The sequence below is a fragment of the Schauerella aestuarii genome (genome assembly GCF_009866805.1).
Lineage (GTDB): Bacteria > Pseudomonadota > Gammaproteobacteria > Burkholderiales > Burkholderiaceae_B > Schauerella > Schauerella aestuarii.
Window position 1 is genome coordinate 131,453 of sequence record NZ_SIZW01000038.1, and the last position, 25,671, is coordinate 157,123.

At 59.3% G+C, this 25,671-nt stretch carries 25 protein-coding genes and 1 tRNA gene; 9 read left to right on the forward strand and 17 right to left on the reverse strand.

From position 1 onward, the window contains the following. Positions 1-97: 97 nt before the first annotated feature. The 6 genes from lon to EYW45_RS02205 form a co-directional block, all read right to left on the reverse strand. On the reverse strand, positions 98-2,548 hold the full coding sequence (gene lon, locus EYW45_RS02180; RefSeq protein WP_161133741.1) for an endopeptidase La: 2,451 nt from the start codon (positions 2,546-2,548) through the stop codon (positions 98-100). A 211-nt stretch (positions 2,549-2,759) separates the two neighbouring features. Further along, on the reverse strand, positions 2,760-4,058 hold the full coding sequence (gene clpX / locus EYW45_RS02185) for an ATP-dependent Clp protease ATP-binding subunit ClpX (RefSeq protein WP_161133742.1): 1,299 nt from the start codon (positions 4,056-4,058) through the stop codon (positions 2,760-2,762). A 99-nt stretch (positions 4,059-4,157) separates the two neighbouring features. After that, positions 4,158-4,814, reverse strand: coding sequence for an ATP-dependent Clp endopeptidase proteolytic subunit ClpP (gene clpP, locus EYW45_RS02190; protein WP_161133743.1), 657 nt, complete (start codon positions 4,812-4,814; stop codon positions 4,158-4,160). Positions 4,815-4,816: 2 nt separating this feature from the next. Continuing rightward, a complete protein-coding gene (gene tig, locus EYW45_RS02195; protein WP_161133744.1) occupies positions 4,817-6,127 on the reverse strand; it encodes a trigger factor in 1,311 nt (436 codons plus the stop codon). A gap of 186 nt (positions 6,128-6,313) precedes the next feature. Next, positions 6,314-7,087, reverse strand: coding sequence for a M48 family metalloprotease (locus EYW45_RS02200; RefSeq protein WP_161133745.1), 774 nt, complete (start codon positions 7,085-7,087; stop codon positions 6,314-6,316). Positions 7,088-7,385: 298 nt separating this feature from the next. Then, positions 7,386-7,589 (reverse strand): cold-shock protein, encoded by a 204-nt coding sequence (locus EYW45_RS02205; RefSeq protein ID WP_161133746.1) that lies wholly within the window; start codon positions 7,587-7,589, stop codon positions 7,386-7,388. Between the two features lie 194 nt (positions 7,590-7,783). Here EYW45_RS02205 and EYW45_RS02210 point away from each other — a divergent pair, with 194 nt between their 5' ends. Further along, on the forward strand, positions 7,784-8,365 hold the full coding sequence (locus EYW45_RS02210) for a YceI family protein (protein ID WP_407924895.1): 582 nt from the start codon (positions 7,784-7,786) through the stop codon (positions 8,363-8,365). Between the two features lie 110 nt (positions 8,366-8,475). On the opposite strand, the gene EYW45_RS02215 is transcribed toward EYW45_RS02210, so the two are convergent. Then, entirely contained in the window at positions 8,476-8,772 is a 297-nt protein-coding gene (locus EYW45_RS02215) for a Nif11-like leader peptide family natural product precursor (protein ID WP_161133748.1), read from the reverse strand. 116 nt (positions 8,773-8,888) lie between these two features. Then, positions 8,889-9,131 carry a hypothetical protein gene (locus EYW45_RS02220; RefSeq protein WP_161133749.1) on the reverse strand — a complete coding sequence of 81 codons (243 nt, stop codon included), beginning with the start codon at positions 9,129-9,131 and terminating at the stop codon, positions 8,889-8,891. A 202-nt stretch (positions 9,132-9,333) separates the two neighbouring features. On the opposite strand from EYW45_RS02220, the gene EYW45_RS02225 reads away from it, so the two are divergent. After that, positions 9,334-10,017 (forward strand): hypothetical protein, encoded by a 684-nt coding sequence (locus EYW45_RS02225; RefSeq protein WP_161133750.1) that lies wholly within the window; start codon positions 9,334-9,336, stop codon positions 10,015-10,017. A gap of 26 nt (positions 10,018-10,043) precedes the next feature. Here EYW45_RS02225 and EYW45_RS02230 read toward each other — a convergent pair whose 3' ends face one another. From EYW45_RS02230 to EYW45_RS02240, 3 genes are all read right to left on the reverse strand, one after another. Further along, positions 10,044-10,475, reverse strand: coding sequence for a hypothetical protein (locus tag EYW45_RS02230; protein ID WP_161133751.1), 432 nt, complete (start codon positions 10,473-10,475; stop codon positions 10,044-10,046). A 553-nt stretch (positions 10,476-11,028) separates the two neighbouring features. Beyond that, entirely contained in the window at positions 11,029-11,310 is a 282-nt protein-coding gene (locus EYW45_RS02235) for a hypothetical protein (RefSeq protein WP_161133752.1), read from the reverse strand. A 192-nt stretch (positions 11,311-11,502) separates the two neighbouring features. Further along, entirely contained in the window at positions 11,503-11,883 is a 381-nt protein-coding gene (locus EYW45_RS02240; protein ID WP_161133753.1) for a hypothetical protein, read from the reverse strand. Between the two features lie 434 nt (positions 11,884-12,317). Here EYW45_RS02240 and EYW45_RS02245 point away from each other — a divergent pair, with 434 nt between their 5' ends. Further along, positions 12,318-12,866 (forward strand): GAF domain-containing protein, encoded by a 549-nt coding sequence (locus EYW45_RS02245; protein ID WP_161133754.1) that lies wholly within the window; start codon positions 12,318-12,320, stop codon positions 12,864-12,866. Here EYW45_RS02245 and EYW45_RS02250 read toward each other — a convergent pair. Continuing rightward, complete coding sequence (locus EYW45_RS02250; RefSeq protein ID WP_161133755.1) at positions 12,853-13,194, reverse strand: putative quinol monooxygenase; 342 nt, start codon at positions 13,192-13,194, stop codon at positions 12,853-12,855. The genes EYW45_RS02245 and EYW45_RS02250 overlap by 14 nt on opposite strands. A gap of 357 nt (positions 13,195-13,551) precedes the next feature. After that, positions 13,552-13,638: transfer RNA gene (locus EYW45_RS02255), tRNA-Leu, on the reverse strand. Positions 13,639-13,684: 46 nt separating this feature from the next. Between EYW45_RS02255 and dapC the strand changes: the two genes are divergently transcribed. The 5 genes from dapC (at position 13,685) to EYW45_RS02280 (ending at position 19,786) form a co-directional block, all read left to right on the forward strand. Beyond that, positions 13,685-14,881, forward strand: coding sequence for a succinyldiaminopimelate transaminase (dapC, locus tag EYW45_RS02260; RefSeq protein ID WP_161133756.1), 1,197 nt, complete (start codon positions 13,685-13,687; stop codon positions 14,879-14,881). Positions 14,882-14,963: 82 nt separating this feature from the next. Continuing rightward, positions 14,964-15,785 carry a 2,3,4,5-tetrahydropyridine-2,6-dicarboxylate N-succinyltransferase gene (dapD, locus tag EYW45_RS02265; RefSeq protein ID WP_161133757.1) on the forward strand — a complete coding sequence of 274 codons (822 nt, stop codon included), beginning with the start codon at positions 14,964-14,966 and terminating at the stop codon, positions 15,783-15,785. Beyond that, positions 15,785-16,924: a succinyl-diaminopimelate desuccinylase gene (gene dapE, locus EYW45_RS02270; RefSeq protein ID WP_328703583.1), complete on the forward strand. Its 1,140-nt coding sequence runs from the start codon at positions 15,785-15,787 to the stop codon at positions 16,922-16,924. Before dapD ends, dapE begins: the two co-directional genes overlap by 1 nt. 10 nt (positions 16,925-16,934) lie before the next feature. Then, positions 16,935-17,840 (forward strand): 50S ribosomal protein L3 N(5)-glutamine methyltransferase, encoded by a 906-nt coding sequence (prmB, locus tag EYW45_RS02275; protein WP_161133759.1) that lies wholly within the window; start codon positions 16,935-16,937, stop codon positions 17,838-17,840. After that, the gene (locus tag EYW45_RS02280; protein WP_328703579.1) at positions 17,837-19,786 is read left to right on the forward strand and encodes an ABC-F family ATP-binding cassette domain-containing protein; all 1,950 of its coding nucleotides are present in this window, start codon (positions 17,837-17,839) and stop codon (positions 19,784-19,786) included. Before prmB ends, EYW45_RS02280 begins: the two co-directional genes overlap by 4 nt. Positions 19,787-19,823: 37 nt before the next feature. Here EYW45_RS02280 and EYW45_RS02285 read toward each other — a convergent pair whose 3' ends face one another. Further along, positions 19,824-20,741: a LysR family transcriptional regulator gene (locus tag EYW45_RS02285; RefSeq protein ID WP_161133760.1), complete on the reverse strand. Its 918-nt coding sequence runs from the start codon at positions 20,739-20,741 to the stop codon at positions 19,824-19,826. Positions 20,742-20,891: 150 nt separating this feature from the next. On the opposite strand from EYW45_RS02285, the gene EYW45_RS02290 reads away from it, so the two are divergent. Next, on the forward strand, positions 20,892-21,545 hold the full coding sequence (locus EYW45_RS02290; RefSeq protein WP_161133761.1) for a hydrolase: 654 nt from the start codon (positions 20,892-20,894) through the stop codon (positions 21,543-21,545). A 213-nt stretch (positions 21,546-21,758) separates the two neighbouring features. Here EYW45_RS02290 and EYW45_RS02295 read toward each other — a convergent pair whose 3' ends face one another. From EYW45_RS02295 to EYW45_RS02305, 3 genes are read right to left on the reverse strand one after another with little or no spacing between them, the layout of a single operon-like run. Then, positions 21,759-22,064: a chorismate mutase gene (locus EYW45_RS02295; protein ID WP_161133762.1), complete on the reverse strand. Its 306-nt coding sequence runs from the start codon at positions 22,062-22,064 to the stop codon at positions 21,759-21,761. A 3-nt stretch (positions 22,065-22,067) separates the two neighbouring features. Further along, positions 22,068-24,398 (reverse strand): UvrD-helicase domain-containing protein, encoded by a 2,331-nt coding sequence (locus EYW45_RS02300; RefSeq protein ID WP_161133763.1) that lies wholly within the window; start codon positions 24,396-24,398, stop codon positions 22,068-22,070. Then, positions 24,395-25,612 carry a DesA family fatty acid desaturase gene (locus EYW45_RS02305; protein ID WP_161133764.1) on the reverse strand — a complete coding sequence of 406 codons (1,218 nt, stop codon included), beginning with the start codon at positions 25,610-25,612 and terminating at the stop codon, positions 24,395-24,397. The genes EYW45_RS02300 and EYW45_RS02305 overlap by 4 nt, the downstream gene beginning before the upstream one ends. Positions 25,613-25,671: the final 59 nt, after the last annotated feature.

A 25,671-nucleotide genomic window follows, 5' to 3' on the forward strand; every position in this document is an offset into this window, starting at 1 on the left:
TTGCTTGGTTAGCACGCAATAAAAAACCCAGCCGGTTCACACCGAGCTGGGTTCTTAACTGCCGGGTCAACAACCACCGGTCAGCATTGCGTCACGATCAGTGCTTCATCACATCCGACGTGGTGTCCGGCTTGCTTGAAGCCACCAGCGGCTCAGCCTTCTCCTTTGGCGGCTCTTCGTCAGCCAAGGGTTCAGGCATTCGTTCAAGGGCCATCTCCAGCACCTTGTCGATCCAGCGCACCGGCACGATCTCGAGCTGATTCTTGACGTTATCCGGAATCTCCGCCAAATCCTTGACGTTCTCTTCCGGAATCAAGACCGTCTTGATCCCGCCGCGGTGAGCGGCCAACAGCTTTTCTTTCAAGCCGCCAATCGCCAGCACTTCGCCGCGCAAGGTGATCTCACCCGTCATCGCCACATCGGCACGCACCGGAATCTTCGACAATGCCGAAACCATGGCGGTCGTGATTGCAATACCAGCCGAAGGTCCGTCCTTGGGCGTTGCACCTTCGGGCACGTGCACGTGCACATCGCGCTTTTCGAAGACGCTGTCGGCGAAGCCCAACCGGCGAGCACGCGCACGCACCACCGACCGCGCAGCCTCGACCGATTCCTTCATCACATCGCCCAGCGAACCCGTGCGTTGGATCGTGCCCTTACCGGACATATCCGCAACTTCGATGGTCAGCAGATCGCCGCCAACTTCCGTCCACGCCAAACCGGTGACCTGACCGACCTGATTTTCCTTCTCGGCCATACCAAAGGTATAGCGGCGCACACCCAGGTACTCGTCCAGATTGTCGCCATTGACGACAACCTTCGCGCCCTCACCGGCCTTCACCGGCGTCTTGTCGGCATCGGTCAGCAGCTTCTTGATGACCTTGCGGCAGATTTTGCCGATCTCGCGTTCAAGCGCACGCACACCAGCTTCTCGGGTGTAGTAACGCACGATGTCGCGAATCGCCGAATCTTCAACCGCCAGCTCGCCATCCTTCACACCGTTGTTCTTCATCAGCTTGGGCAGCAGATGCTCGCGGCCGATATGGATCTTCTCTTCTTCGGTGTAACCCGACAGACGAATGACTTCCATCCGATCCAACAACGCCGGCGGAATATTCAGCGTATTGCTGGTCGCCACGAACATCACGTCGGACAAATCGAAATCGACTTCGACGTAATGATCCTGGAACGTGTGGTTTTGCTCCGGATCGAGCACTTCCAGCAAAGCCGACGACGGATCGCCGCGGAAATCCATGCCCAGCTTATCGATCTCATCGAGCAGGAAGAGCGGATTGCGCACGCCCACCTTGGACATGTTCTGCAGGATCTTGCCGGGCATCGAGCCGATATAGGTGCGACGGTGCCCACGGATCTCGGCCTCGTCCCGCACGCCGCCCAAGGCCATCCGCACGAACTTGCGGTTCGTGGCCTTGGCAATGGACTGTCCCAGCGACGTTTTACCCACGCCCGGAGGGCCCACCAAACACAGGATCGGCGCTTTTACCTTGTCCACACGCTGTTGAACGGCAAGATACTCAAGGATGCGTTCCTTGACCTTGTCCAAACCGTAATGGTCGTCGTCGAGCACCGATTCCGCGTTGGTAATCGAGTTGTTGACCTTGCTCTTCTTCTTCCACGGCAGATTGATCAGCGTATCGATGAAGTTGCGCACCACCGTCGCTTCAGCCGACATGGGCGACATCAACTTGAGCTTCTTCAACTCGGTATCGGCCTTTTTGCGAGCCTCTTTAGGCATATGCGCGGCGACGATCTTCTTCTCGAGTTCCTCGATATCGGCGCCTTCTTCGCCCTCGCCCAACTCCTTCTGAATGGCCTTGACCTGCTCATTCAAGTAGTAGTCGCGCTGACTCTTCTCCATCTGCTTTTTCACGCGGCCGCGAATCCGCTTCTCGACCTGAAGAATGTCGATTTCGGTTTCGAGCTGAGTGAGCAAGCCTTCAAGGCGGTCAGACGTGCTGAACACCTCGAGCATTTTTTGCTTTTGCTCGAGCTTGAGCGGCAAATGCGCGGCGATGGTATCGGCCAAGCGGCCGGCGTCGTCGATCCCGGCCAGCGAGGTCAATATCTCGGGCGGAATCTTCTTGTTGAGCTTCACATATTGCTCGAACTGAGCAACGATGGCGCGGCGCAATGCCTCGGTCTCGGCACCCTGCAGGGCATCCGGCGCGATCGGCACAACTTCGCAGGTGAAATGCGACTCGGCGTCGTCAACGCGCGTAATACGCGCACGTTGGGCGCCCTCGACCAGCACCTTGACTGTGCCGTCGGGCAGCTTGAGCATCTGGAGAATGCTCGCCACACAACCGATTTCATAAACATCTTCGGGGGACGGATCGTCCTTGCCGGCTGATTTCTGGGCCACGAGCATGATGCTCTTGCCCGCTTCCATGGCGACTTCGAGCGCGCGAATGGAACGCGGGCGCCCGACAAACAGCGGAATGACCATGTGCGGGAAGACCACCACATCGCGCAGCGGCAGCAGCGGCAGGTCGATCGGCTCGGACGGAAGGGTCTGGCTTGCAGACATAATGGCGTTCCTCTAATAACTTGCGTATCAAAGCGCGGAATACGGAACGACGGAAAAAATCGTATTCGGCAGTTGGCTATGTCTGATATGGGAACGATAGCCTAAAAAACAAGCAGGCGTTTGCCGATATGCAAGGACTACCGAAAAAGCGTAAAAAAGAAAAACCCCCTTGGTTAGAGGGGGTTTTCACGCATAGCCAGTCAGCGAAACATCATGCTGCTGCGTCGCGAACCTCGCCACGCTCGGTTTTGGCCGACTTGCCCTGCTCATCGTTGTAGATCAACAGCGGTTTGCCGTCGCCGTCGATGACGTTCTCGTCCAACACCACCCGGCTGATGTTGCCCTGCGACGGCAGGTCATACATCGTGTCGAGCAGCGACGCTTCGATGATCGAACGCAAACCGCGAGCGCCGGTTTTGCGCTTGAGCGCCTTGCGCGCGATGGCAGCAAGGGCACCAGGACGAATGTCGAGCTCGGCACCTTCCATGGCAAACAGCTTCTGGAACTGCTTCATCAGCGCGTTCTTGGGCTGCGTGAGGATTTGCACCAAGGCCTCTTCATCCAGCTCGTCCAATGTGGCGACGACCGGCAAGCGGCCTACCAACTCGGGAATCAAGCCGAACTTGATCAAGTCTTCCGGCTCGACTTCGCTGAACAACTCGCCCACACCGCGCTCGGATTTCGCACGTACCGCAGCCGAAAAGCCGATACCCGATTTCTCGGTACGGTCGCGAATGACCTTTTCCAATCCATCGAACGCGCCGCCCACGATAAACAGAATGTTCGTCGTGTCGACCTGGACGAAATCCTGATTGGGATGCTTGCGACCGCCTTGCGGGGGCACCGAAGCCACGGTACCTTCGATCAGCTTGAGCAGCGCTTGCTGAACGCCCTCGCCCGACACGTCACGCGTGATCGAGGGGTTGTCCGACTTGCGGGAGATCTTGTCGATTTCGTCGATGTAAATGATGGCACGTTGTGCCTTCTCTACTTCGTAGTTGCAGTTCTGCAGCAACTTTTGAATGATGTTCTCGACGTCCTCACCCACATAACCGGCTTCGGTCAGGGTGGTGGCGTCGGCCATCACGAAAGGCACATTGAGCATGCGCGCCAAGGTCTGGGCCAGCAGCGTCTTGCCCGAACCGGTCGGGCCGATAAGCATGATGTTGCTTTTCGAGAGCTCGACCTCTTCGCCCTTGATTTCGCCGTGGCGAATGCGCTTGTAATGGTTGTAGACGGCCACGGCCAACATCCGCTTCGGACCCGTCTGGCCGATCACGTACTGGTCGAGAAACGTCTTGATTTCGGAAGGCGTGGGCAATTCGGAACGAATGGCCGCGCGCGCAGTGGCCTGCGCCTCTTCGCGAATAATGTCGTTGCAGAGGTCGATGCACTCGTCGCAGATAAAAACCGACGGGCCCGCAATCAGCTTGCGAACCTCGTGCTGGCTCTTATTGCAAAAGGAGCAGTGCAGCACTTTGGCGTCTGCAGATCCCTTTTTTTCAGGCATAACTGTCTTTGAAACTCGGTTGGTGGCGTTCGCTTCGAAAAGCGAACTGCCTATCCGTGACGTGATTGGTCGTGCTACTTCAAGCCAAGTGGCAAGCGCTTACTGCTGCTCGCCACGCGACGACAAGAGCTTGTCGACCAACCCATACGATACCGCATCTTCGGCCGACATGAAGTTGTCGCGCTCGGTATCCACGGCGATGCGCTCGATCGGCTGCCCGGTGTTCTGGGCAAGGATCCGATTGAGACGTTCGCGCAGATCCAGAATCTCACGAGCCTGGATCTGGATATCGGTGGCCTGGCCTTGTGCACCGCCCGAGGGCTGGTGAATCATGATGCGTGAGTTGGGCAGCGTGAAACGCTTGCCCTTGGCGCCTGCTGACAGCAGGAACGCCCCCATGCTCGCGGCCAAGCCGGTGCACAACGTCGACACATCTGGCTTCACGAAATTCATCGTGTCGTAGATCGCCATGCCCGCGTATACCGACCCGCCAGGCGAGTTGATATAGAACGAGATGTCCTTGTCAGGGTTTTCCGATTCCAGAAACAGCAATTGCGCGACGACCAGGTTGGCCGACTGGTCATTGACCGGGCCAACCAAAAAGATCAAACGTTCTTTCAACAAACGGGAATAGATGTCGTACGAACGCTCACCTCGCCCCGACTGCTCGACCACCATGGGGATATACCCCAGGGACGAGGGCGTCACCGAAGCGCCGCCGTTCATTGATGCATAGAAATCGGTAAAACGCTGCATAGTTACTCCATTCCCATCAACTGCTCAAAGGGTACTTTTTCGTCGGTCACTTTTGCCTTGCTCAACACGAAGGCAACCACGTTGTCTTCGAGAACGATCGCTTCGATTTCCGAGCGGCGTTGACGATCCGACAAATAGTAGCTGACGACCTGTGCGGGATCTTCGTAGTTCTGAGCGAACTCTTCGATGCGCGCACGGACTTGCTCAGGCTTGGCCTGCAAGTCGTTTTGCTTGACCAGTTCCGATACCAACAGGCCCAGGCGAACGCGGCGCTCCGACTCACCCGAAAATGCTTCGGGGGGAATCGGCACCGATTCGGGGTTGGGCACACCGCGCTGCTTCAGCTCTTCACGAGCGGCAACGATGCGGTTCTGCACGTCGCTGTCGACCAGCGACTTCGGCACGTCGAACGAGGCGGCGTTGACCAGGGCGTCCATGACGCTGGTTTTGGTCTTGGCCTGGGCGCGGGCTTTGACTTCGCGCTCGACATTGGTACGGACGTCGGATTTCAGCTTCTCGACATCGCCTTCGGGCTGACCGAGCGACTTGGCAAATTCGGTATCGATTTCGGGCAGGACGGGCTCAGCGACTTCCTTGACGGTGATCGTGAACTCGGCGGTCTTGCCGGCGACTTCCTTACCCTGGTAGTCATCGGGGAAAGCCAGCGGAAACACCTTGGTTTCGCCCTGCTTCACACCCTTGGCGGCTTCTTCGAACTCGGGCAGCATGCGGCCCTGGCCCAGCACGAACGGGAAATCTTCAGCCTTGCCACCGTCGAAGGCGACGCCATCGATGGTGCCGGCGAAGTCCAACGTGACGCGGTCGCCGTCTTGCGCGGCGCGGTCAGCAACGGCGGTGAAAGTCGAACGCTGCTTGCGCAATACGTTCAGCGTGCGGTCGATTTCGGCATCGCCGACTTCGCTTTCCGAACGCGTGATTTCCAGAGCGTCGAGTGCAGGCACCGACACTTCCGGATAAACCTCGAAGGTCGCCGTGAAAGCGAGCGTGTCGTCAGCCACGCCTTCCGTCTTGGGCTCGAGCGTCGGCGCACCGGCGACGCGCACCTTGGCGCTGTCGATGGCGGCTTCGAACGCGCGGCCGACCTGACCGTTGATCACGTCGTAGCGGATGCTGGGGCCATGGCTGCGCTCCAGCATGGCGATTGGCGCCTTGCCCGGACGGAAACCCGGCACTTTGGCCGTGCGGCCCACACGCTTCAACTGCGCTTGGACTTCTTTTTCGACGTCGGCGACCGAGACGGACAAATCAATACGGCGCTCGAGGCCAGAGAGAGTTTCAACCACAGGCTGCATTAAAAGACCTATTTCCGAGAAAAGTTTGGGAATTCGTGTACGGCATCCAGGAGCTCGCAAACGGGCTCAATGAAGCGTTCGTGTACGACTCAACTCTCCATTTTACCGGAAAGTTGACGACGCCATGAAAACGGGCGCCCAAGCGGGGTTTCCGCCGGGCGCCCGCGTCAAGCCAAGGCTTGGAGCTTACTTCTTGTCGGCGTCGATACGCGCCTGGATGCGCTGCATGCGATCCTTGCTTTCAGGATGGCTGCTCATCATGCTTTCGGCGGCGCTGCTGCTGCCGCTTTCCATGGCCGCCAGCTTGTTGAAGGCCGTCACGAGACCGGTGGTCTTCAGATTGTTGGCCTTCATCGTGTCGTAAGCGAAGCTATCGGCGTCGAGTTCTTGCGATTGCGAGAACTGGGCGTTGATGAACTTCTCCGTCAGGTCGCCCAATTGCGAGGCGCTCAAGGCGGCGACAGTCGCGCCGCCGGCGGCGCTTGCGGCATCACGTGCAGCCGACACGGTGTATGCCGTCTGCATGGCCTTCTTCGTGTGACCCAGCGCAACGTGACCCATTTCGTGGCCGATGATGCCTTGGAGTTCGTTGTCGTTCATCTTGTCCATCAAACCGCTGTAGACGCGGATGCAGCCGTTGGCCATCGCCCAGGCATTGATATCCTTGGTTTGATAGACCTTGAAGTTCGGCGTCACGCCGTTGAGCGACTTCGACAGCGGCTTGGCAATCTTTTGCAGACGCGCGTCGTACTTGCTGCCCGGCTTGGCAATGGTGTTTTCCGCGTCGGACTGGGCGCAGGCTTGATCGCTCAGTTGCTGAATCTGCGCGTCGGACATGTTGTAGGCCTGGAAGACCTTACCGCCGGCGGACGTCAGCCCATCCATGTTCAGACCGCTCGACGAACAACCGGCGAGTCCGGCTGCGGCGAAAACGGCAATAGCCGCATATTTGATGTTCATTCGATTCGCTCCTCTTTCCAATGCGAATTTTGGGAAGCGCGATTCTATTAAGGCGTTACGCCATCTTCATCCATTCGCCACACAGTATCGCAACTGTTACCTTCTGTCAGAATTACGTTTGAAATGATATAACGTTGGAAGATTCGCGAAAGATCATCGATCCGATGCACGTCATCGGCTGTCAATGCATTTGCGTACGCTCACCTGACGCTCAAGCTCGCAGAGCAAAATCGGCCACGCGAAGAAAACCCGCCAGAGGGCGGGTTCCAAACGCATCGAGCGGCCGACTGTGAAACGTCTACAGCGGCTGAATATTTTTAGCGCTCGGTCCCTTCGGACCTTCGCCGACCTCAAAACTCACCTTCTGGTTTTCTGCAAGCGACTTATAACCCTCGCCGCGAATTTCAGAGTAGTGCGCAAACAGGTCCTTGCCGCCATCGTCGGGCAGAATGAAACCGAAGCCTTTTTCAGCGTTGAACCATTTGACGATGCCTGTAGCCATATTCTTTCCTTGCCAGCATGTGATTACGGGACCTGCTCAAACCAGTTTAGGGACGATTAGCGTTCAGGTCAACGCTATGAACCCTAGGTTTGTTGGCCCGCACAATGGTAGGGTGAAGTCTTGTGCAAATACCCATCCAAGAAACACCACCCAACGGAGGATGCGACATGACCGGCCCCCAGATAACCAACACGTTGCCATTTCGCGCGGCGGTGCTCGCCGGCGCATTGATCGCGCCTCTTTGGTCGAGCGCTGCACCCGTAAATTACACAATCGATCCGTCGCATACCTACCCCAGCTTCGAGGCCGACCACATGGGCGGCCTTTCCACCTGGCGAGGGAAGTTCAACCGCAGCGCCGGCACCGTCGTGCTGGACCGCGCCGCACGTAGCGGCACGATTGCGGTCGAGGTCGACGTGGGGTCAGTCGACTTTGGTCATGACGAGATGAATGCCCAAGCGCGCAGCAGCAAGATCCTGGATGCCGCCAAATTTCCCGAAGCAAGATTCAACGGCACATTCAGCGCCTTCGACGGCGACCGGCCCACTGAGGCAAAAGGCGAATTTACCCTGCATGGCGTCACGCGCCCGATGACGATGAAAATCGGCCAATTCAAATGCATCGATCATCCACTCGAAAAACGAGAAGCGTGCGGCGCCGATGTGCAAACGTCATTCGATCGACGCGATTTCGGCATCGATTTCGCTTTGGACATGGGTTTCGACCCTAAGGTCGATCTGAATATTCAAGTGGAAGCGTTGCGCGACCCAACATAACGCTTGCATCGGCGCACTGAAATCACGCCGCCATCGAAATCGCCCGAATCAGCAGAAAGCAAAACGCAGCCTTGTTGGCTGCGTTTTTTATTGAACAAATTACGTGACGCTTACTTCGTCCACTGCCCATTCGGGCCATAGAAATAATCCAGCACCCAGTCGGCCGACTCGTCGCTTTCGGACACCTCGGCCGTTGCGGCGGCTTCCGAACGCTGCTGCGATCCATTTGCGGCTTTTTCAGCCTCGGCGCGAAGTTCGTCGACGTTGAAGGCGAAGCCCTCTTCCGCAGCCAGCGCGACAAAGTCCGCCTCGGCGCGCGGACCTGCCGGAATAGCCTTGAGGCGTTCAGCCAGTCGCGAATCCTGCGCGACGCGTTCCACAAAACGCCTGACGTTTTCGGTACTCATTGTTTGCGTCCTTCTCCCAATTCGATTACTGCGGAGTGTAGAACGCCCCTACTAGCCGGGCGACACGGGAATCCGTCGAAGGCGTAACGAAAAGAAAAGCCGTCAAAAGAATGATGTTAGCCAATGGAACGCCACTTCCGCGCGCGCCAATAGCGTCTGATCCCGATGATGCCGGCGATAAATAAAGGCAGTCCGATCAGCACCAGCGCCCCGGCTACCCCGTAAATGCCGAACTGCCGAAAGAGCCAACCCGTACCGTATTCAGCGGCCACCTTCTCCGGTGAATTCAAGGCTCCCGCCGCCAAACCGACACCGATCAGTCCTACCAATGTCATGCAGATCGAGCGCAGAGGAAACATAAAACCGTCCTGTTGTGCCTTTCCAAGACGGGACGTCAAGTCCCCCCTGTCGGAAAAAACACACAATATTGCGAATAATGTCGCAGCGGCGAACCCAAGCCCGCCCAATTGCCACATTGAGTAACCAAATTATGTCATGTTAACGATTCGCGCCTTAGCGGACACCACGTCACGCTCGCGACTACTCCCTCGGAGCCGTTTCATGCGTTTCATGTCTGTATCGCTGCTGTGTCTCTCGACTCTTGGCATGAGCGCAGCTGCGCAAGCCCAGGAAATATACGGCAAAGCTGGGTTTCTGGGCGCGGGCATCGGCTACGCACATGGCTTGAGTCCCGCCTTCACGCTACGTGGCGATGTCACCACGATTGGCTCGATCACCCACGACGGATCCCGCAGTGACTATAAGTACAGTGCGAAGGTTCGTAATGATCAAGCCACCGCGTATCTTGATTGGTTTCCGTTCGAATCCGGGTTCAGGCTCTCTGCCGGCCTGGGCGGGCGCGACACCCGTGTGAACGGCGAAGCGCGGCCCGGACGATCGGGCAGCGTCAAGATTGGCGACACCCGCGTGACCTACGGTGAAGAAGACCGCGCAACCGGAAGGTTGAAGTACCCCACGATTGCCCCCTACCTCGGCTTGGGCTGGGGCCATAACGTCGGCCAAAAAACCGCCGCAGGATGGGGCTTCGTGGCTGACCTTGGCGTGTCATTCGGCAAGCCGTCCGTCGACTTCGACGTGAATCAGTCGTTGTATGCCAAGCTCGATGCCGCGTCCGGCGGCAATGCCGACGCCGAAATTCGCAAGCAACGCGACGACCTGAAAGATGACGCCGACAAACTGCAATTTTTCCCGCACGTGTACGTCGGCGTGTCGTACACGTTCTAGGATGAGCCCTACGGGCGGCGCTAACGCTATACCAGCTTGCCGGGCAAGATGAACCCGTTCAGCATCTTCAACAGATCTCGAATACGTTCAGGCACGCGCGCGCCCTCGAGATCGTCAAGGCTATCCTTTTCGATCGTCAACGCGTCAGGCTGGCGCACAGGCTGTTTCTCGTCCTGTGCCCAGAACCTGACCGTGCGATTGATGTCCTTCAATTCGAACTCAAGCACTTCCGCCACTTTCTGATCCAGGCCTTCCAACGCAGATAACAAGTAAGTCTGCGTATTCTCCTGCGTGGCAAGCAGCCTGCATACGCGCGAACTGGTGCGTTCGATTTCAGCCATCCGATCGCGCCCCTGCCGCTGCAGTTCATTGGCCAACGAGTCGTAATAAGACACGCACCAACGGATGAGCGTCGAAAACTCGTCTGCGCCCGATTGGGCGACTGCTGCGGTAGCCATAACGTTCCCCTTTCTTAGGAGACACAAGCGTATCGACGCGCCGCAGCAACGTCTGCTGGCTAAATGGACTAAACACCTTGGCGGACTAAACACGTTGGCGGAGTTTCAGAACGCGCGGTTCGTTGCGCCAACGCTGCAAAAGTGAACCCGCATGCGAGGCAGGATTCCGGTTGTCCTGTAAAGTCCCGAACCCAAAGCCAGAATTCGCGTTGAGCGCGATGGAGATTACCGTGCCATCAGAAAGAAACAACCGGGAAGTGCCGTGCCCCAAATGCCGCCGAGAGGACGATGAACATACCGTTCAAGCGTATTTCTCAGACGCGCTGCTCGAGTATCTCGAGGTCGACTCGATCCATGACCTGACCGAAGAAGAAGTGTATGAATCGTATGGCGCCGAACACGGCGAATCGAGCGTGCCGGTTTGCCGCCCGTGTATCAGCGAATCGCGACTGGCTCGTATTGTTCGATAAGCCGGCCGTGATCGATAGGGCTGCTGATCGGGACTGACGAGGCTGGCTGCGCCGGTACGTGAGCTGCCGAATGGCGGCAAGACCTATCGCTGCGCGCTGAAAACCAACCCACAAAAGCGGCATGAGAAAGAAACGTGCGTGTCGTTGCGCGCAAATATCCACAGCGGCCGCGGCAAACTCGTCATGAAGCACTGCGGACAGGGAAACGTCGCGTCCGGATGATCGAGGCCGCTCGTCGACGGCCAGAGCGTCATGTATTGAATGGCCTGCGCTTCGGAGGCGTCAAGACCGATCAGAATCGCTTTCGCCGCCCGATAGGCATAGGTATAAGCAAAGTTCGAATCGTTGACGTGCGAGATATTCATCCCGCATCGTAGGCCCACAATTGCCCACCCACCAGCTTTATCGATAAATAGCTGGAGGGGGCAAGCAGGCGGTGCACCTGATCAGTGGTCGCGCACGACCGCGACAATGGTCGCGTACGACCGCGAGCCGCCAAGAGCAGCAGCGATCGCGACGACGCCGATACAGACTGGCCCTGGCGAGCCTTATTGAGATCAGGTCAAACGCTCGAGACCTTTCTCCACAGCGGACGACGTGTCGAGGCCGGTTGTCAGCCGCGTAATGGCCTGACCCGGCTCAACTACATCGCGCAACTGTTGTTCAACCACCGATTCATGTTCCGACTGTGCCACGATGCCGGCGCCGACGAAGTGCGTGCTGTGGCGGATCAAGGCCAAGAGTTCGGCTTGCTCATTGGCCGACAAGTCTTCGAGGAACTCGATCGCAGGATCGCGATGCGGTGCATCGCCATAGACGATATCGGCAACGTCTTCCTCCCCATCGAAGTCGTCCGGCTCAGGCTCGTTGTCCTCGCGCGCGGCGGAAATTTGGATAAAAGTGTCGACCAGATCATGAGTGAGATGTATGAGTGGCATGGATATCCAAGTAAAAAGTTCGACCCATAAAGCGCAAAACGCCCAGCACGACAATCGCTTGCGCTGTGCTGATCCGATTTGCAGGCACGGCCAAACTTGAGCGTGTTCAGGCGAGTACTGCGGCGGTGAGTTCGAGCGACATGCCGAACGGGTACCAAACGAAGTCTGCCGAGCGGGGTCGAATTTGGGGATTGCTCGCCAACCCGAAGGGTATCAGCTTAGTGGCACCCAAACGCGGACCCGCGAACGCAAGAACAATTGGTACCGTGCAAACCGCCTGCCTCTCCATCCGCGACCGAAGGACAAAAAACGACGACATTCCAGGTGCGCCCCTGCAACAACACGCTTGAGCGGACACGATCCTTGGCGCTCTGGTATGGACGATTGCTCGTAAACTATCATGCTACGAAATCTCCAATGCAGACCTCTTCGCCATGTACCGTCCATCTGATCACGTTGAAATTGATCGACTCAACGAATTAAAGAAGTACGAAATGAAGGATGGTTTTGTCCACGTCGGATTGGACCGGATCGTCAGCCTGGCCAAGCACCTTTTTAAGGTACCCATCGCGCTCATCTCGCTCGTGGAGTCCGAGCGCCAATTCTTTCCGGCCCGCCTCGGCATCGAAGCTACTGAAACGTCCCGGGCCTCATCGTTCTGCGCGCACGCCCTCATGAGCCGCGCGTTGCTGATCGTTCCCGATACACATGCCGATGCTCGATTCTCCGAAAACCTGCATGTGAAAGAAGCGCCCCAGATCAGGTTTTATGCGGGTTGCCCACTGGTCAGTCCGAATGGTTTCATTTTGGGCACCCTATGCATCGTCGATACGGTGCCACGCGCGGGTTTAGGCGCCGATGATCAGCGCGCGTTGCGCGATCTTGGCGCGCTGGTGGAAGATCAGCTGGAGCTTCGCCGTGCCACGATCGAAAGAAATGACCAGCGCGCCGAACTGAGCGAATCTGGCGTCAAGCGCGCTTAGGGGCAGGTTCGAAGTGGGCGGAGTTTGAAGTGGCAGAGACTAGCGAAGCTGCATCCATCAGAATATAGGTGCCCTTGTCTCGCTGATGGGCATCGATCTGAGGCACGAGACGGCGGAAATGTTCACTCGCACAGTGAAGATCCAACGCCGCACGATCAGGCCAAGTCTCGATAAAAACAAAGTGACCTGGGTCCTTCTGATCCGTAAATAGGTCATAGCTGATGCACAGTGGTTCCTGACGAGTTCGTTCGACGAGTTCTCGATAGAGCGGGGTAACGATATCGATTGCCTCGACTCGAATGAAATCCTGCGCGATTACTTTAAGCACACCCTCCCTCCTTGGCCGACCAAACAGCAGCACGGGCTCCCCCCTGCAACTGACACGGGGCAAACAGGGACCATTGCGGCGCGATCAAGCTCATTCATCCGATGCCTCTAATTTTGGACCGCATCGTAACTTAGTCGACTCAAGACGCCGCACTGTCCGAATGCGAATCGAATGGTGAAATGTAAAACGCCAGCATGAATGCTGGCGTTATCTCTGGTGTTCAATGCCGCTTCGACCCGAACGGCCCTAAAATCAGGCAGCTACATGGCAGCTAAATAAAAGGCACTTAAATTAATGGCACCTAAATTTTAACGGTACCCAAATTAAATTCTAGTCTTCGGTTTATAGCGGAACTACTGGTGCGAAGGAGGGGACTCGAACCCCTACACCTGTTACGGCGTCAGGACCTAAACCTGGTGCGTCTACCAATTTCGCCACCTTCGCTTTGGGTACAGCCCGCCATTGTAGCTTGCTTGGTAAAATTGTGTCTATGAACCCACGCCTGGACGCCCTGCACCCCTACCCCTTCGAACGCCTGCGCCGATTGATGGCCGAGGCCCAGACGCCCAATGTGGCGTTGGCGCCCATCAATTTGTCCATCGGCGAGCCCAAGCATGCGGCTCCCGCTTGCGTCGAAGCCGCGATCACCGCCAATCTGTCCGGGCTGTCCGGCTACCCACCCACGAAGGGCGATCCGCGTCTGCGCGAAGCGATCGCGGCCTGGCTGGGCTGGCGTTACAGCATTCCCACCCTCGACGCCGATACGCAGGTGCTGCCGGCGCTCGGTTCGCGCGAGGCGCTCTTTGCGTTCGCGCAAACGGTGATCGACCCCAACGCGGATAGCCTGGTGGTCTGCCCGAACCCGTTCTACCAAATCTATGAGGGCGCGGCGCTGCTGGCGGGTGCCACGCCCTACTTCCTGAACGCCGACCCGGCGCGCGATTTCGATTGCGACTGGGGCAGCGTGCCGGAAGCGGTCTGGGCCCGAACCAGTCTGCTTTTCGTGTGCTCGCCCGGCAATCCGGCGGGCAACGTGATGGCACTCGAGAGCTGGCGCCAGATTTTCGAGCTGTCCGATCGTCACGGGTTTGTGATCGCCGCCGACGAGTGCTATTCCGAGATTTATCTGGATGAGAGCAATCCGCCACTGGGCGCACTGCAAGCCGCGCGGCGCCTGGGGCGCAACGATTATCGCAATCTGGTGTCGTTTGGAAGTCTGTCGAAACGCTCCAACGTGCCGGGCATGCGCTCGGGTTACGTGGCTGGCGACGCCAATCTGATCGGCAAATTCCTGCTTTATCGCACCTATCACGGCAGCGCGCTGAGCCCGGTGATGTCGGCCGCGAGTATCGCCGCCTGGACAGACGAAGCCCACGTGCGGGACAATCGACAGCTTTACCGTGAGAAATTCGACGCGGTCGTGCCAATTCTGCAGCCCGTGCTGGATGTGACGCGTCCGCAAGCGTCGTTTTATCTTTGGGCACGTACAAAAGGGTCCGATACGGCCTTCGCACGTGACCTCTTCGGTCAAAAAGCGGTTACGGTATTGCCCGGCAGCTTTCTGGCCCGCGAGGCACACGGGATCAATCCCGGCGAAGGACGCATCCGGATTGCGCTGGTCGCGCCGATCGCGCAATGTGTGGAAGCCGCGCATCGCATTGCCGATTTCGCCCGTTCGTACGCCTGACGTTCCACCGCTGTGCGGTCGACTCCACCAGATCGATCGCACGTTTCCATTTCTTTTTTTGCCACCCGATATTCGAACGAACATGACACTTGATCTGCAAACCACCATCGAAACCGCCTGGGAAAACCGCAACAGCCTGTCGCCCAGCGAGGCGAGCGCTGAAATCCGTGAAGCCGTAGAGCACACGCTCGACAGCCTCGATCACGGCCGTCTGCGCGTGTCGGAAAAGAAAGGCGACGAATGGGTGACGCATCAGTGGATCAAAAAGGCCGTGCTGCTGTCGTTCCGTCTCGAGAACAACGCGATCATGGGCGATTCGCCTTTGCAGTTCTACGACAAGGTGCCGCTCAAGTTCGACGGTTACGGCGCTGAAGCCTTCAAGCAAGGCGGCTATCGCGTGGTGCCGCCGGCAGTTGCCCGCCGCGGCGCGTTCATCGCCCGCAACGTGGTGCTGATGCCCTCCTACGTGAATATCGGCGCTTACGTCGATGAGGGCACGATGGTCGATACGTGGGCCACGGTGGGTTCGTGCGCGCAGATCGGCAAGAACGTGCACTTGTCCGGCGGCGTGGGGATCGGCGGCGTGCTCGAGCCCCTGCAGGCCAACCCCACCATCATCGAAGACAACTGCTTCATCGGCGCGCGCTCGGAAGTGGTCGAAGGCGTGGTGGTCGAAGAGAACTCGGTGCTGGCCATGGGCGTCTTCCTCTCGCAAAGCACGAAGATCTACGACCGTTCGACGGGCAAGATCATCTACGGTCGCGTGCCGTCGGGTTCGGTCGTGGTGCCGGGCTCCCTGCCCTCGGCCGACGGTTCGCATAGCCTGGCGTGCGCCGTGATCGTCAAGCGTGTCGACGCGCAAACGCGCGCCAAGACGAGCATCAACGATCTGCTGCGAGCCTGATCGACGTGTCTGCCGTACTTTCACTGGTTAAGGATCTGGTGTCGCGTTCATCCGTGACGCCGGACGACAAGGGTTGCCAGGCTGTGCTCATCGAGCGGCTCACGCGCGCGGGTTTCAAATGCGAAACCATCGAAAGCGGCGGCGTGACCAATCTGTGGGCGCGCCGCGGCACGACTGCGCCGCTGGCGGTGTTTGCCGGCCATACCGATGTGGTGCCTACGGGCCCGCTCGAAAAGTGGACCAACGATCCGTTTACGCCAACCGAGCGCGACGGCTACCTGTACGGTCGCGGCACGGCGGACATGAAGAGCTCGATCGCCGCCTTCGTGGTGGCGGCCGAGGAGTTGGTAGCGGCGCATCCCGACATCCCCGGGTCGATCGGCTTGCTGATCACCTCGGATGAGGAAGGCCCCGCAACCGACGGCACCGTGGTGGTGTGCAACGCGTTGAAGTCGCGTGGCGAACAACTCGACTACTGCATCGTAGGCGAGCCCACGTCGTCGACCACGCTGGGCGACACCTGCAAGAATGGCCGCCGCGGCTCGCTTTCGGGCACGCTGGTTGTGAAGGGTATTCAGGGTCATGTGGCGTATCCGCATCTGGGCCGCAATCCGTTGCACCAGTTGGCACCGGCCTTGACTGCGCTCACGACGACCGAGTGGGACACGGGCAACGAATATTTTCCGCCCACCACATTCCAGGTTTCCAATCTGCATGCGGGCACCGGTGCCACCAATGTGATTCCCGGCGAAGCCGAGATGCGCTTCAACTTCCGCTTCTCGACGGCGAGCACGCCGGAGTCGCTGAAGTCGCGCGTGCACGCCATATTGGATGCGCACAATCTGGAGTACACGCTGGATTGGAACCTCGGCGGCGAGCCATTTTTGACGCCGCGCGGTAATTTGTCGCAAGCCCTCGTTGACGCCATTGCGGCCGAAACCGGCGTGACGGCCGAACTCTCTACCACTGGCGGCACGTCCGATGGTCGCTTTATCGCCAAAATCTGTCCTCAGGTGATCGAGTTTGGCCCTGGCAACGCGACGATTCATCAGATCGACGAGCGCGTCGAAATCGCGTCGCTCGAGCCGCTGAAGAATATCTACCGCCGTACGCTACACACTTTGTTCACTGCTTCATAAGTATCTATCCATGCATGCATCCGCTCGCCAAGAATTGCTCACGATCCGCGATCTGATCCGCTATGCGGTATCGCGCATGACTGCGGGGCGCGTTGTGTTCGGCCACGGCAGCGACAACGCTTACGACGAGGCGGTTTATCTGGTGCTGCATGCTCTGCACTTGCCACCCGACACACTCGATCCCTTCATGGATGCGCGGGTGCTGCGTGAAGAATGCGAACGCGTGCTGGAACTGGTTGAGCGCCGTGTGAAAGAGCGCCTGCCGGCCGCTTATTTGACCAACGAAGCCTGGCTGCAAGGCCACCGCTTCTTTATCGACGAACGGGTGATCGTGCCACGCTCGCCCATCAGCGAACTGCTGGGTGTGGGCCTGAGCCCCTGGCTCGGCGACGACAGCAACGTGACCCGCGCGCTGGATATGTGCACGGGCTCGGGTTGCCTGGCGATCCTGACGGCGCTGATGTACCCCGATGCGCATGTCGACGCGGTCGATATTTCGGCCGACGCGCTGGACGTGGCGCGCCGCAATGTGGACGACTACGGACTTGGCGATCGCTTGTCGCTGCACAAGGCCGATCTGTTCGACGGATTGCCGGCAGCACAATACGACCTGATCGTCTGCAATCCGCCCTACGTGAACAGCACGTCCATGGCGGCGCTACCCAATGAGTATCGCCACGAACCGCAACTGGCCCTGGCGGGCGGCGACGATGGCATGGATCTGGTGCGCCTGATCTTGCGCGGTTGCGCGCAGCGCCTGCAAGACGATGGTTTGCTGGTGCTCGAGATCGGCCATGAGCGCCTGAATTTCGAGATCGCCTTTCCTGATCTCGAGCCTATCTGGCTGGAAACCGAAGGCACGACCGATCAGATCATGGCGCTCACGCGCGACCAATTGCTGGCGGCCACGCTGTGATCCGTGCGTCTGGCCTGACCTTGCGCCGCGGCGCAAAAGTGCTGCTCGACGAGGCTGAATTTGTGGTCAATCCCGGCGAACGCGTCGGGCTGGTAGGAAAAAACGGCGCAGGCAAATCGTCGCTCTTTGCGTTGCTCACCGGTGAGTTGGACCAGGACGCCGGGTCGCTCACGTTGCCGTCGACCTGGCAGATCGCTACGGTCGAACAGGAAATGCATGCCGACGATCGTCCCGCACGCGAGTTCGTGATCGATGGCGACCGGCCGCTGCGGGACCTGCAAAGCCGCCGCGCCACGCTGACCGACGAACAAGGCACCGAGATCGCCGAAGTGGAAGCCGCGCTGGTGGAAGCCGGTGCTTACAGCGCACAATCGCGCGCCGAACAACTGCTCGCGGGCCTGGGCTTCAAGCCCAACGAGTGGGCGCAACCGGTGACGAGTTTTTCAGGCGGTTGGCGCATGCGATTGGCGTTGGCGCGCGCGCTGATGGCACCGTCCGATCTGCTGCTGCTGGACGAGCCGACCAACCACCTGGATCTGGACGCCATGCTGTGGCTGGAAAAGTGGTTGTCCGCCTATGACGGCACCGTGCTGCTGATTTCGCACGATACCGAGTTCGTCGATGCGGTGGCACGCGCGGTCTTGCACGTCGACCATGCCAAGCTGATTCGCTATCGCGGCGGCTATTCCGATTTTCTGCTGCAACGTGCCGAGCGCTTGCGTCAGACCCACATCGCGTGGGAACGTCAAACCCGCGAAACCGCACGCTTGCAGGGTTTCATCGATCGATTCAAGGCCAAGGCCTCCAAGGCCAAACAGGCGCAAAGCCGCGTGAAGGCGTTGGCTCGCATGGAGGCGCTTGCGCCCTTGCATGCAGAGGCCGGCATCGATATTCGGATTCCGTCACCCGAGAGCACGCCGGATCCGCTCTTGACGCTTGAACACGTGTCGGCCGGTTATCACGACGCGGATGGCACGCCCAAAGCGATTTTGCGCGACGTGACGTTGATGGTGCGTGCAGGTAGCCGCATCGGCATCCTGGGCGCCAATGGCGCCGGCAAGAGTACGTTGATCAAAACGCTATGCGAGGCGATCGAGCCGCTGGCCGGCGAACGCAAGGCCTCAAGGGGCTTGGCGATCGGCTACTTTGCACAACAGCAGCTCGACATGCTGGATCTTGACAGCACGCCCATCGCTCATCTGGCGCGCCTCGCGCCTGAAACGCGCGAACAGGAATTGCGGAATTACCTTGGGGGCTTCGGGTTTTCCGGCGAGGCGGTCATGAGCCCTGTGGGTCCCATGTCGGGTGGGGAAAAAGCCCGCCTGGCCTTGTCATTGATCGTGTGGCAGAAACCCAATCTGCTGCTGCTCGATGAGCCGAGCAACCACTTGGATGTGGAAACCCGCGAAGCGCTGGCGACCGCCTTGGCTGAGTTCTCAGGCAGCATGTTGATGGTGTCGCACGATCGGCACTTGCTGCGCACCACCGTCGATACGTTCTGGATCGTGGCGGACGGCGCCGTGCAGGAGTTCGACGGCGATCTTGAGGATTATCGGGATTGGCTTGCTGCGCGCCAAAGCAGCGAGCGTCAGGCCCAATCGGCAGCCGCCTCCGCGTCCTCTGCGGGGCCGGTGGTGGATCGCAAGGCGCAGCGCCGGCAAGAGGCCGAACTGCGGCAGCGCCTGTCGGTGGCCCGCAAGCCCTTGGAACAGCGGCTGGCAAAAGTCGAAAAGGCAATGGACGCCGCGCGGACCCGGTTGGCCGCGCTGGACGTGTTGCTGGCGGATCCCGATCTGTATGCCGATGGCCGCCGCGACGAACGTCTGGCCGCACTGGCCGAACACGGTGAGCGCACCAAGGCCCACGACAATCTGGAAAACGAATGGCTCGAGATCCACGAGGAACTCGAAGCGGTGGATCAGGCTGCAATGCAGGGCGACGAATAACGACCGGACATCGTCCGCTCACGGTCAGCGCTCAGCTTCAGCGCCCCTCTGCTGCCGGGGGATGCTCGGCGGTCACTGCAAAGTGCGGCGATTGCGCGAAATACTCGATCAGCAGCTCGGTGAGCACCCGTATCTTTCTTGCCGGATGCTCACCCGGCGGACGAACCACGTAAGCTCCCGCAGGCGGCGGTGCATGGTGCATCATCACCGGCACCAGCGCGCCCGACATCACGCCCTCATAAGTGAGGCAATCGGGGAGATAAGCGATCCCAAGTCCCGCCTTCGCGGCGGCGACGAGCGCGATACCGTTGTCAGCCTTGAATCGTCCTTGCGGGCGAACCGTGATGATCTCTGCCCCATCTGTCAGTTGCCAGGTTTCGGTTCCCTGCATGAGCGCTTCGTGCGCCATGAGCTCGTCGGGCGTTTGGGGTGCCCCATGCGTCTGGACGTAGTCGGGACTCGCAACGAGCTTGCCGTAGACGGGCCCGATGCGTCTGGCCATCAGCGCCGAGTCCTGTAGATAACCCACGCGTATTGCGCAATCATAGCCTTCCGCAATGAGATCGACGAAGCGATCGCTGTAGCTCGCCTGGATGTGCAGCTTGGGGTGGCGTCGCGCCATCTCCGCGAGCACGGGCGCGAAGTGCGTCGGGCCGAACGACAGCGGGACGGATACGCGCAGGCGTCCTTGCAACGCACCGGTCGGAAGAATGACTTCCTTGGCCAATTCGATCTCGGCGCACACTCGGGCGGCGTGGTCCCGAAAGGCAGCGCCTGCTTCGGTAAGACCGGCCCCACGCGTGGATCGGGTCAGCAACTGTACGCCGAGCTCCGCTTCCAATCGGAAAAGGCGCCGACTGACGATCGACTTCGACACGCCGAGCCGCCGCGCGGCAGGCGATACGCCCCCCGCATCAGCCACTTCCACGAAGGTCTCCAGCGCTTCAATATCCACTTGGCGTTCCTTTTTTCGCGACACAGCTCGCCGAACAATGGTACTACCGCATCGAAGAGAGGAACGACAGAATGGGCGCTTCCGGTCAGGCCGTTATGGGCAATCGCCTTCGGACGCCTGATCACATTCCAGCCGCATAGGACGCACACAATGAAATTTCGCAATGGCCTTGATTCGCTTCTCCGCCCTGAAGATTCAGTACTCGTTCTGATCGACCACCAGCCCTTCCAATTGACCAACCTGAACAGCCACGAGCCGCAGATGGTCGTCAATAATTCAACCGCACTGGCGAAAGCTGCAAAGGCCTTCAAGGTGCCCACCATCTTGACGAGCGTGCTCGCCGAGCGAGGCGGGCTCATCTTCCCTCAGATCACCGATGTGTTCCCCGGGCAGGAGGTGATCGACCGTACGCTCATCAACACCTGGGAGGACAAGAAGGTTGTGGATGCAGTGAAGGCAACTGGCCGCAAGCAGCTGGTCATTGCTGGCCTGTGGACGGAAGTTTGCGTGGCGATGCCGGTGATCCAAGCGCTTGGCGAAAGCTGGGACGTCACCGTGGTCACGGACGCATCGGGTGCAGTGTCGGTCGAAGCCCATCAGGTCGCCATACAGCGCATGATTGGCGCCGGCGCCAACATGATGACGTGGCTGGCCGTTGCGGCCGAGTGGCAGCGCGATTGGGCCCGCACCGAAACCGCCGGCGCGCTGACAGATGTACTGCTGCAGCACGCCGCGGGTAGTGGCATCGCTTATCTGTGGGAACAACAGCTCCTCAATACGCCGGTTCCGGCGGATCAGGCCTGAGTCTGCGGAAACAAAAATGGCGAGGCCCGTACTTGGGCTCGCCATTTTTCATGGAATGCTTCCCTGCCAGCAGAAGCGTTCCGTCACTTGCGTACACGCCAACAAACACGCCCACTCACTGCTTGGCGAACGTCAGCGCTTAGGTCTGAGACGTATGCCCTCGCTTACGTCTCAGACGCACGCCATCACTAAAGGTTAAACGCGCGCGTAGACTCAATGCGACTGGCTGGCTTTGATCCGCGCGAGGTTGGAATTCACCTCGCTCACCACGGCGTGCATCAGTTGCACGGCCAGTGCCGGCGAAACGCCGGCATCTTCCGCCAACGCTTCAACGTGGGCAATTCGATCTTCGGCATTGTCGTCGGGCGCTTCCATGCCGTGTGCCAGCAGCATCTCCGCCAGTTGGTCGCTGCATCGAAAACGCAGCCCCAACAGCAACATCAGTTGCTGATCGATTTCGTTGATCTCGGCGCGCAGCGCCGGGATGTCCATGTCATCATCGTCATCTTCGTTCGTCATGTCTTACCCCTGAACAATATCGAGCTTCGCGATACTCAAGGCCAGCGTCTTGCTGCCGACATCGCGAAATTGAATCTGCGCCTGGGCATCCTCGCCGGCACCGCTGAGCCCAATGATAGTGCCTTCGCCAAAGCGTGAGTGATGCACGCCCTGCCCGATTCGAAAATGTTTGTCGCCGACTTGCACGCCGCTGGATACCGATCGCGGCGCACGCGGCGCAATCGCTCCGGTCGACTTGCGCGCAAACGCATCGGCCCGATACTCGGCCCCGCCCCAGGCGGGGTCGGAGCCGCGAAATCCGTTGGCCGACGGCACGCCCACTTTCGGCGTGAGCCATTTGACGTGTTCGGCGGGAATCTCTTCGAGAAAGCGCGAACGCATGGCATAACGGGTTTGCCCGTGCAGCATGCGACTTTGCGCCAGGCTCACATACAAACGCTCACGCGCGCGCGTGATCGCCACATACATCAGCCGGCGCTCCTCCTCGAGCCCCGACGCCTCGAGCGCACTGTTCTCGTGCGGGAAAAGCCCCTCTTCGAGCCCGGTGATGAACACCGCATCGAACTCCAGCCCTTTGGCGGCATGCACCGTCATCAGTTGCACGGCATCCTGACCGGCCTCGGCTTGATTGTCGCCAGCTTCGAGCGCGGCATGCGACAGGAACGAGGCAAGCGGCGTGAGCACGGCTTCGGTCACACCCGGGGCATCCGCGTCCTGCCCAAGGGCTGCAGCAGACGGCGCAGCAGCGGCGGCGGCCGCCGCCGACGCCTCGGACACGCGACCAGCGGGCTCGCGATCCACGTTTTCTTCGGCCGCAAACACTGAGGCGGCGGTCACCAGCTCGCGCAAGTTCTCGACGCGCTCGGTGCCCTCTTTCTCGTTTTGATAGTGTTCGATGAGCCCGCTGCGGGTGAGCATGTGCTCGACCATCTCGGGCAGCGGCAGGTCGCGCGTTTCATCGGTGATCGCGGCAATCAAGCCGGCGAATTGCGCCAGATTGCTGCCACCTTTGCCGCCGATGAACGCGACCGCATCGGCCAGACTGGTGTCGTGCGTACGGGCCGCGTCATTCAATTGCTCCAGCGTACGTGCGCCGATGCCGCGTGTGGGAAAATTGACCACCCGCATCCAGGACGTATCGTCGGTGCGATTGGCCAAGAGACGCAGATACGCCAAGGCATGCTTGATTTCCTGGCGCTCGAAGAAGCGCTGACCGCCGTACACCTTGTACGGCACGCCGGCCGAGAACAAGGCATGCTCCATCACGCGCGACTGCGCGTTGCTCCGATACAGCACGGCGATCTCGCGCCGATTGCGGCCATCCTTGACCAGACTGCGAATTTCATCGACCACCCACTGGGCTTCGATGGCGTCGGAAGGTTGCTCGATGATCCGAACGGGTTCACCGGCACCCTGGTCCGTCCAAAGGTTCTTGCCCAGGCGTGCCGTATTGTGATCGATCAGCGCGTTGGCCGCGTCGAGGATATGGCCAAACGAGCGATAGTTCTGCTCCAGCCGGATAACCGTCCCGTGCGCGTAGTCACGCTCGAAATCGGCCATGTTGCCCACATTGGCACCCCGAAAAGCGTAGATCGACTGATCGTCGTCACCGACTGCGAAAATATAAGCACCGCCGCCCGCCAGCAGACGCAGCCACTTGTACTGCAGCGTGTTGGTGTCCTGGAACTCATCGACCAGCACATGCCGGAAGCGGCGCTGGTAATGCTCGCGTATCGGGGTGTTGTTGGCGAGGAGTTCGTACGCGCGCAACAGCAACTCGGCGAAATCGACCACGCCGTCGCGCTGGCACTGCGCCTCATAAAGCGCATAGATCTCGACCATGCGCTGGCGGTACGGATCACCGGCGTCCACATTGGCCGACCGGCGCCCCTCTTCCTTGACGGCATTGATGAATCGCTGCACATCCTTGGCGGGGAATTTCTCATCGTCGATATTGTTGGCTTTCAACATGCGTTTGATCAACGCCAGTTGGTCGGCCGTATCGAGAATCTGGAAGGTTTGCGGCAAGCCGGCATCGCGATGATGCGCGCGCAGCAAGCGGTTGCACAAGCCGTGGAACGTTCCGATCCACAAGCCGCGCGTATCGATCGGGAGCATGGCCGACATACGAGTCAGCATCTCCCGAGCAGCCTTATTGGTGAACGTGACCGCCAACAGCGCAAACGAACTGGCCTGGCCAGTTTGAATGAGCCAGGCCATACGGGTGATCAACACCCTGGTCTTGCCACTGCCCGCCCCGGCCAAGACCAGGGCGTGCTGCGGTTCAAGCGTTACTGCGGCACGTTGTTCGGTGTTGAGTGTGTCCAGCATCATGCCGCATAGCGGCGCAGGCGATTCGCAAACTGCTCCAGACCTGAAATGCCGCTGTGTTGCGCGCGTTGACACCATGCTTGCAGTTCACTCAGCAATTGCTCGCTGCTCGAACTGGAGCTTTCCCACACACGTCCCAATTCGCGACGCATTTGAACCAGTTTGGACACTTGCGTATCCGGCGCCATCGCCAACGCTTGATCCACTTCAGCCCGCTGGGCCGGCTGCAGCGCATCCTCGGTGCGCGGCAACCAACGGCGAACCTTGTTCAGCGTGGTGTACTGGCAAGCGGAGCCATCCTGGCGGCGCGCCGGACGAAGACGATCCAGCTCTTCCGCCGCAGTGCGCTTGAGCAGGTCGCCGTAGCGCGCCATGATCTCGTAGCGATGTGTGATCACGCCTTGCAGTGTACTCAAGTCAACCACCGGCTTGCTCGCATCACCCAATTTGAGCTTGGGCGCGACCTTCTTGACCTGCGCCAGACCGAGCCAGCGCAGAATCGTGATGTAGCCCCAGCCGATATCGAGCTCATACCATTTGCTCGAGAACTTGGCGGACGTGCCGTAGGCGTGGTGATTATTGTGCAACTCTTCGCCACCGATGATGATGCCCCAGGGCGACACGTTCGTGCTGGTGTCCGGGCTGGCAAAGTTGCGGTAGCCCCAGAAGTGGCCGATGCCGTTGACGACACCTGCAGCCCAGAACGGAATCCATGCCATCTGGATCGCCCATACCGTCACGCCCAAGGCGCCGAACAGCATGATGTCGATCACCAGCATGATCAGGATGCCCTTCACGCTGTGGCGCGAGTAAACATTGCGCTCCATCCAGTCATTGGGGGTACCGTGACCGAATTTGGCCAAGGTTTCAGCGTTCTTCGATTCTTCGCGGTACAGCTCGGCGCCACGGAAAAATACCTTCCAGATGCCGAACATCATGGGCGAATGAGGATCGCCTTCACGTTCACACTTCGCGTGGTGCTTACGGTGAATAGCCACCCATTCCTTGGTTACCATGCCCGTGGTCAACCACAACCAGAAACGGAAAAAGTGCATGACCGCCGGGTGCAACTCGAGACCACGATGCGCCTGGCTACGGTGTAGAAACACAGTAACCGCGACGATCGTGATGTGCGTCACAACCAAGGTGAAAACGACGATCTGCCACCAACTCGCCTGGAGTAGACCGCCGGTAACGAACGAAAGGATTTGATCCATATGAGCGCTTGTAAGCCTCGCAAAATAGGTACGGGAAAATTTTACCGTACGTTGTGGGC

Excerpts from the sequence above, each read along its gene's own strand:
- clpX (WP_161133742.1), bottom strand. The coding sequence starts at position 4,058 with ATGCCTGAAAAAAAGGGATCTGCAGACGCCAAAGTGCTGCACTGCTCC.
- tig (WP_161133744.1), bottom strand. The coding sequence starts at position 6,127 with ATGCAGCCTGTGGTTGAAACTCTCTCTGGCCTCGAGCGCCGTATTGAT.
- dapD (WP_161133757.1), top strand. The coding sequence starts at position 14,964 with ATGACACTTGATCTGCAAACCACCATCGAAACCGCCTGGGAAAACCGC.
- EYW45_RS02220 (WP_161133749.1), bottom strand. The coding sequence starts at position 9,131 with ATGTTTCCTCTGCGCTCGATCTGCATGACATTGGTAGGACTGATCGGT.
- clpP (WP_161133743.1), bottom strand. The coding sequence starts at position 4,814 with ATGCAGCGTTTTACCGATTTCTATGCATCAATGAACGGCGGCGCTTCG.
- dapC (WP_161133756.1), top strand. The coding sequence starts at position 13,685 with ATGAACCCACGCCTGGACGCCCTGCACCCCTACCCCTTCGAACGCCTG.
- EYW45_RS02295 (WP_161133762.1), bottom strand. The coding sequence starts at position 22,064 with ATGACGAACGAAGATGACGATGATGACATGGACATCCCGGCGCTGCGC.
- lon (WP_161133741.1), bottom strand. The coding sequence starts at position 2,548 with ATGTCTGCAAGCCAGACCCTTCCGTCCGAGCCGATCGACCTGCCGCTG.
- EYW45_RS02235 (WP_161133752.1), bottom strand. The coding sequence starts at position 11,310 with ATGAATATCTCGCACGTCAACGATTCGAACTTTGCTTATACCTATGCC.
- EYW45_RS02300 (WP_161133763.1), bottom strand. The coding sequence starts at position 24,398 with ATGATGCTGGACACACTCAACACCGAACAACGTGCCGCAGTAACGCTT.
- EYW45_RS02240 (WP_161133753.1), bottom strand. The coding sequence starts at position 11,883 with ATGCCACTCATACATCTCACTCATGATCTGGTCGACACTTTTATCCAA.
- EYW45_RS02230 (WP_161133751.1), bottom strand. The coding sequence starts at position 10,475 with ATGGCTACCGCAGCAGTCGCCCAATCGGGCGCAGACGAGTTTTCGACG.
- EYW45_RS02225 (WP_161133750.1), top strand. The coding sequence starts at position 9,334 with ATGCGTTTCATGTCTGTATCGCTGCTGTGTCTCTCGACTCTTGGCATG.
- EYW45_RS02215 (WP_161133748.1), bottom strand. The coding sequence starts at position 8,772 with ATGAGTACCGAAAACGTCAGGCGTTTTGTGGAACGCGTCGCGCAGGAT.
- EYW45_RS02245 (WP_161133754.1), top strand. The coding sequence starts at position 12,318 with ATGTACCGTCCATCTGATCACGTTGAAATTGATCGACTCAACGAATTA.
- EYW45_RS02200 (WP_161133745.1), bottom strand. The coding sequence starts at position 7,087 with ATGAACATCAAATATGCGGCTATTGCCGTTTTCGCCGCAGCCGGACTC.
- EYW45_RS02205 (WP_161133746.1), bottom strand. The coding sequence starts at position 7,589 with ATGGCTACAGGCATCGTCAAATGGTTCAACGCTGAAAAAGGCTTCGGT.
- prmB (WP_161133759.1), top strand. The coding sequence starts at position 16,935 with ATGCATGCATCCGCTCGCCAAGAATTGCTCACGATCCGCGATCTGATC.
- EYW45_RS02305 (WP_161133764.1), bottom strand. The coding sequence starts at position 25,612 with ATGGATCAAATCCTTTCGTTCGTTACCGGCGGTCTACTCCAGGCGAGT.
- EYW45_RS02290 (WP_161133761.1), top strand. The coding sequence starts at position 20,892 with ATGAAATTTCGCAATGGCCTTGATTCGCTTCTCCGCCCTGAAGATTCA.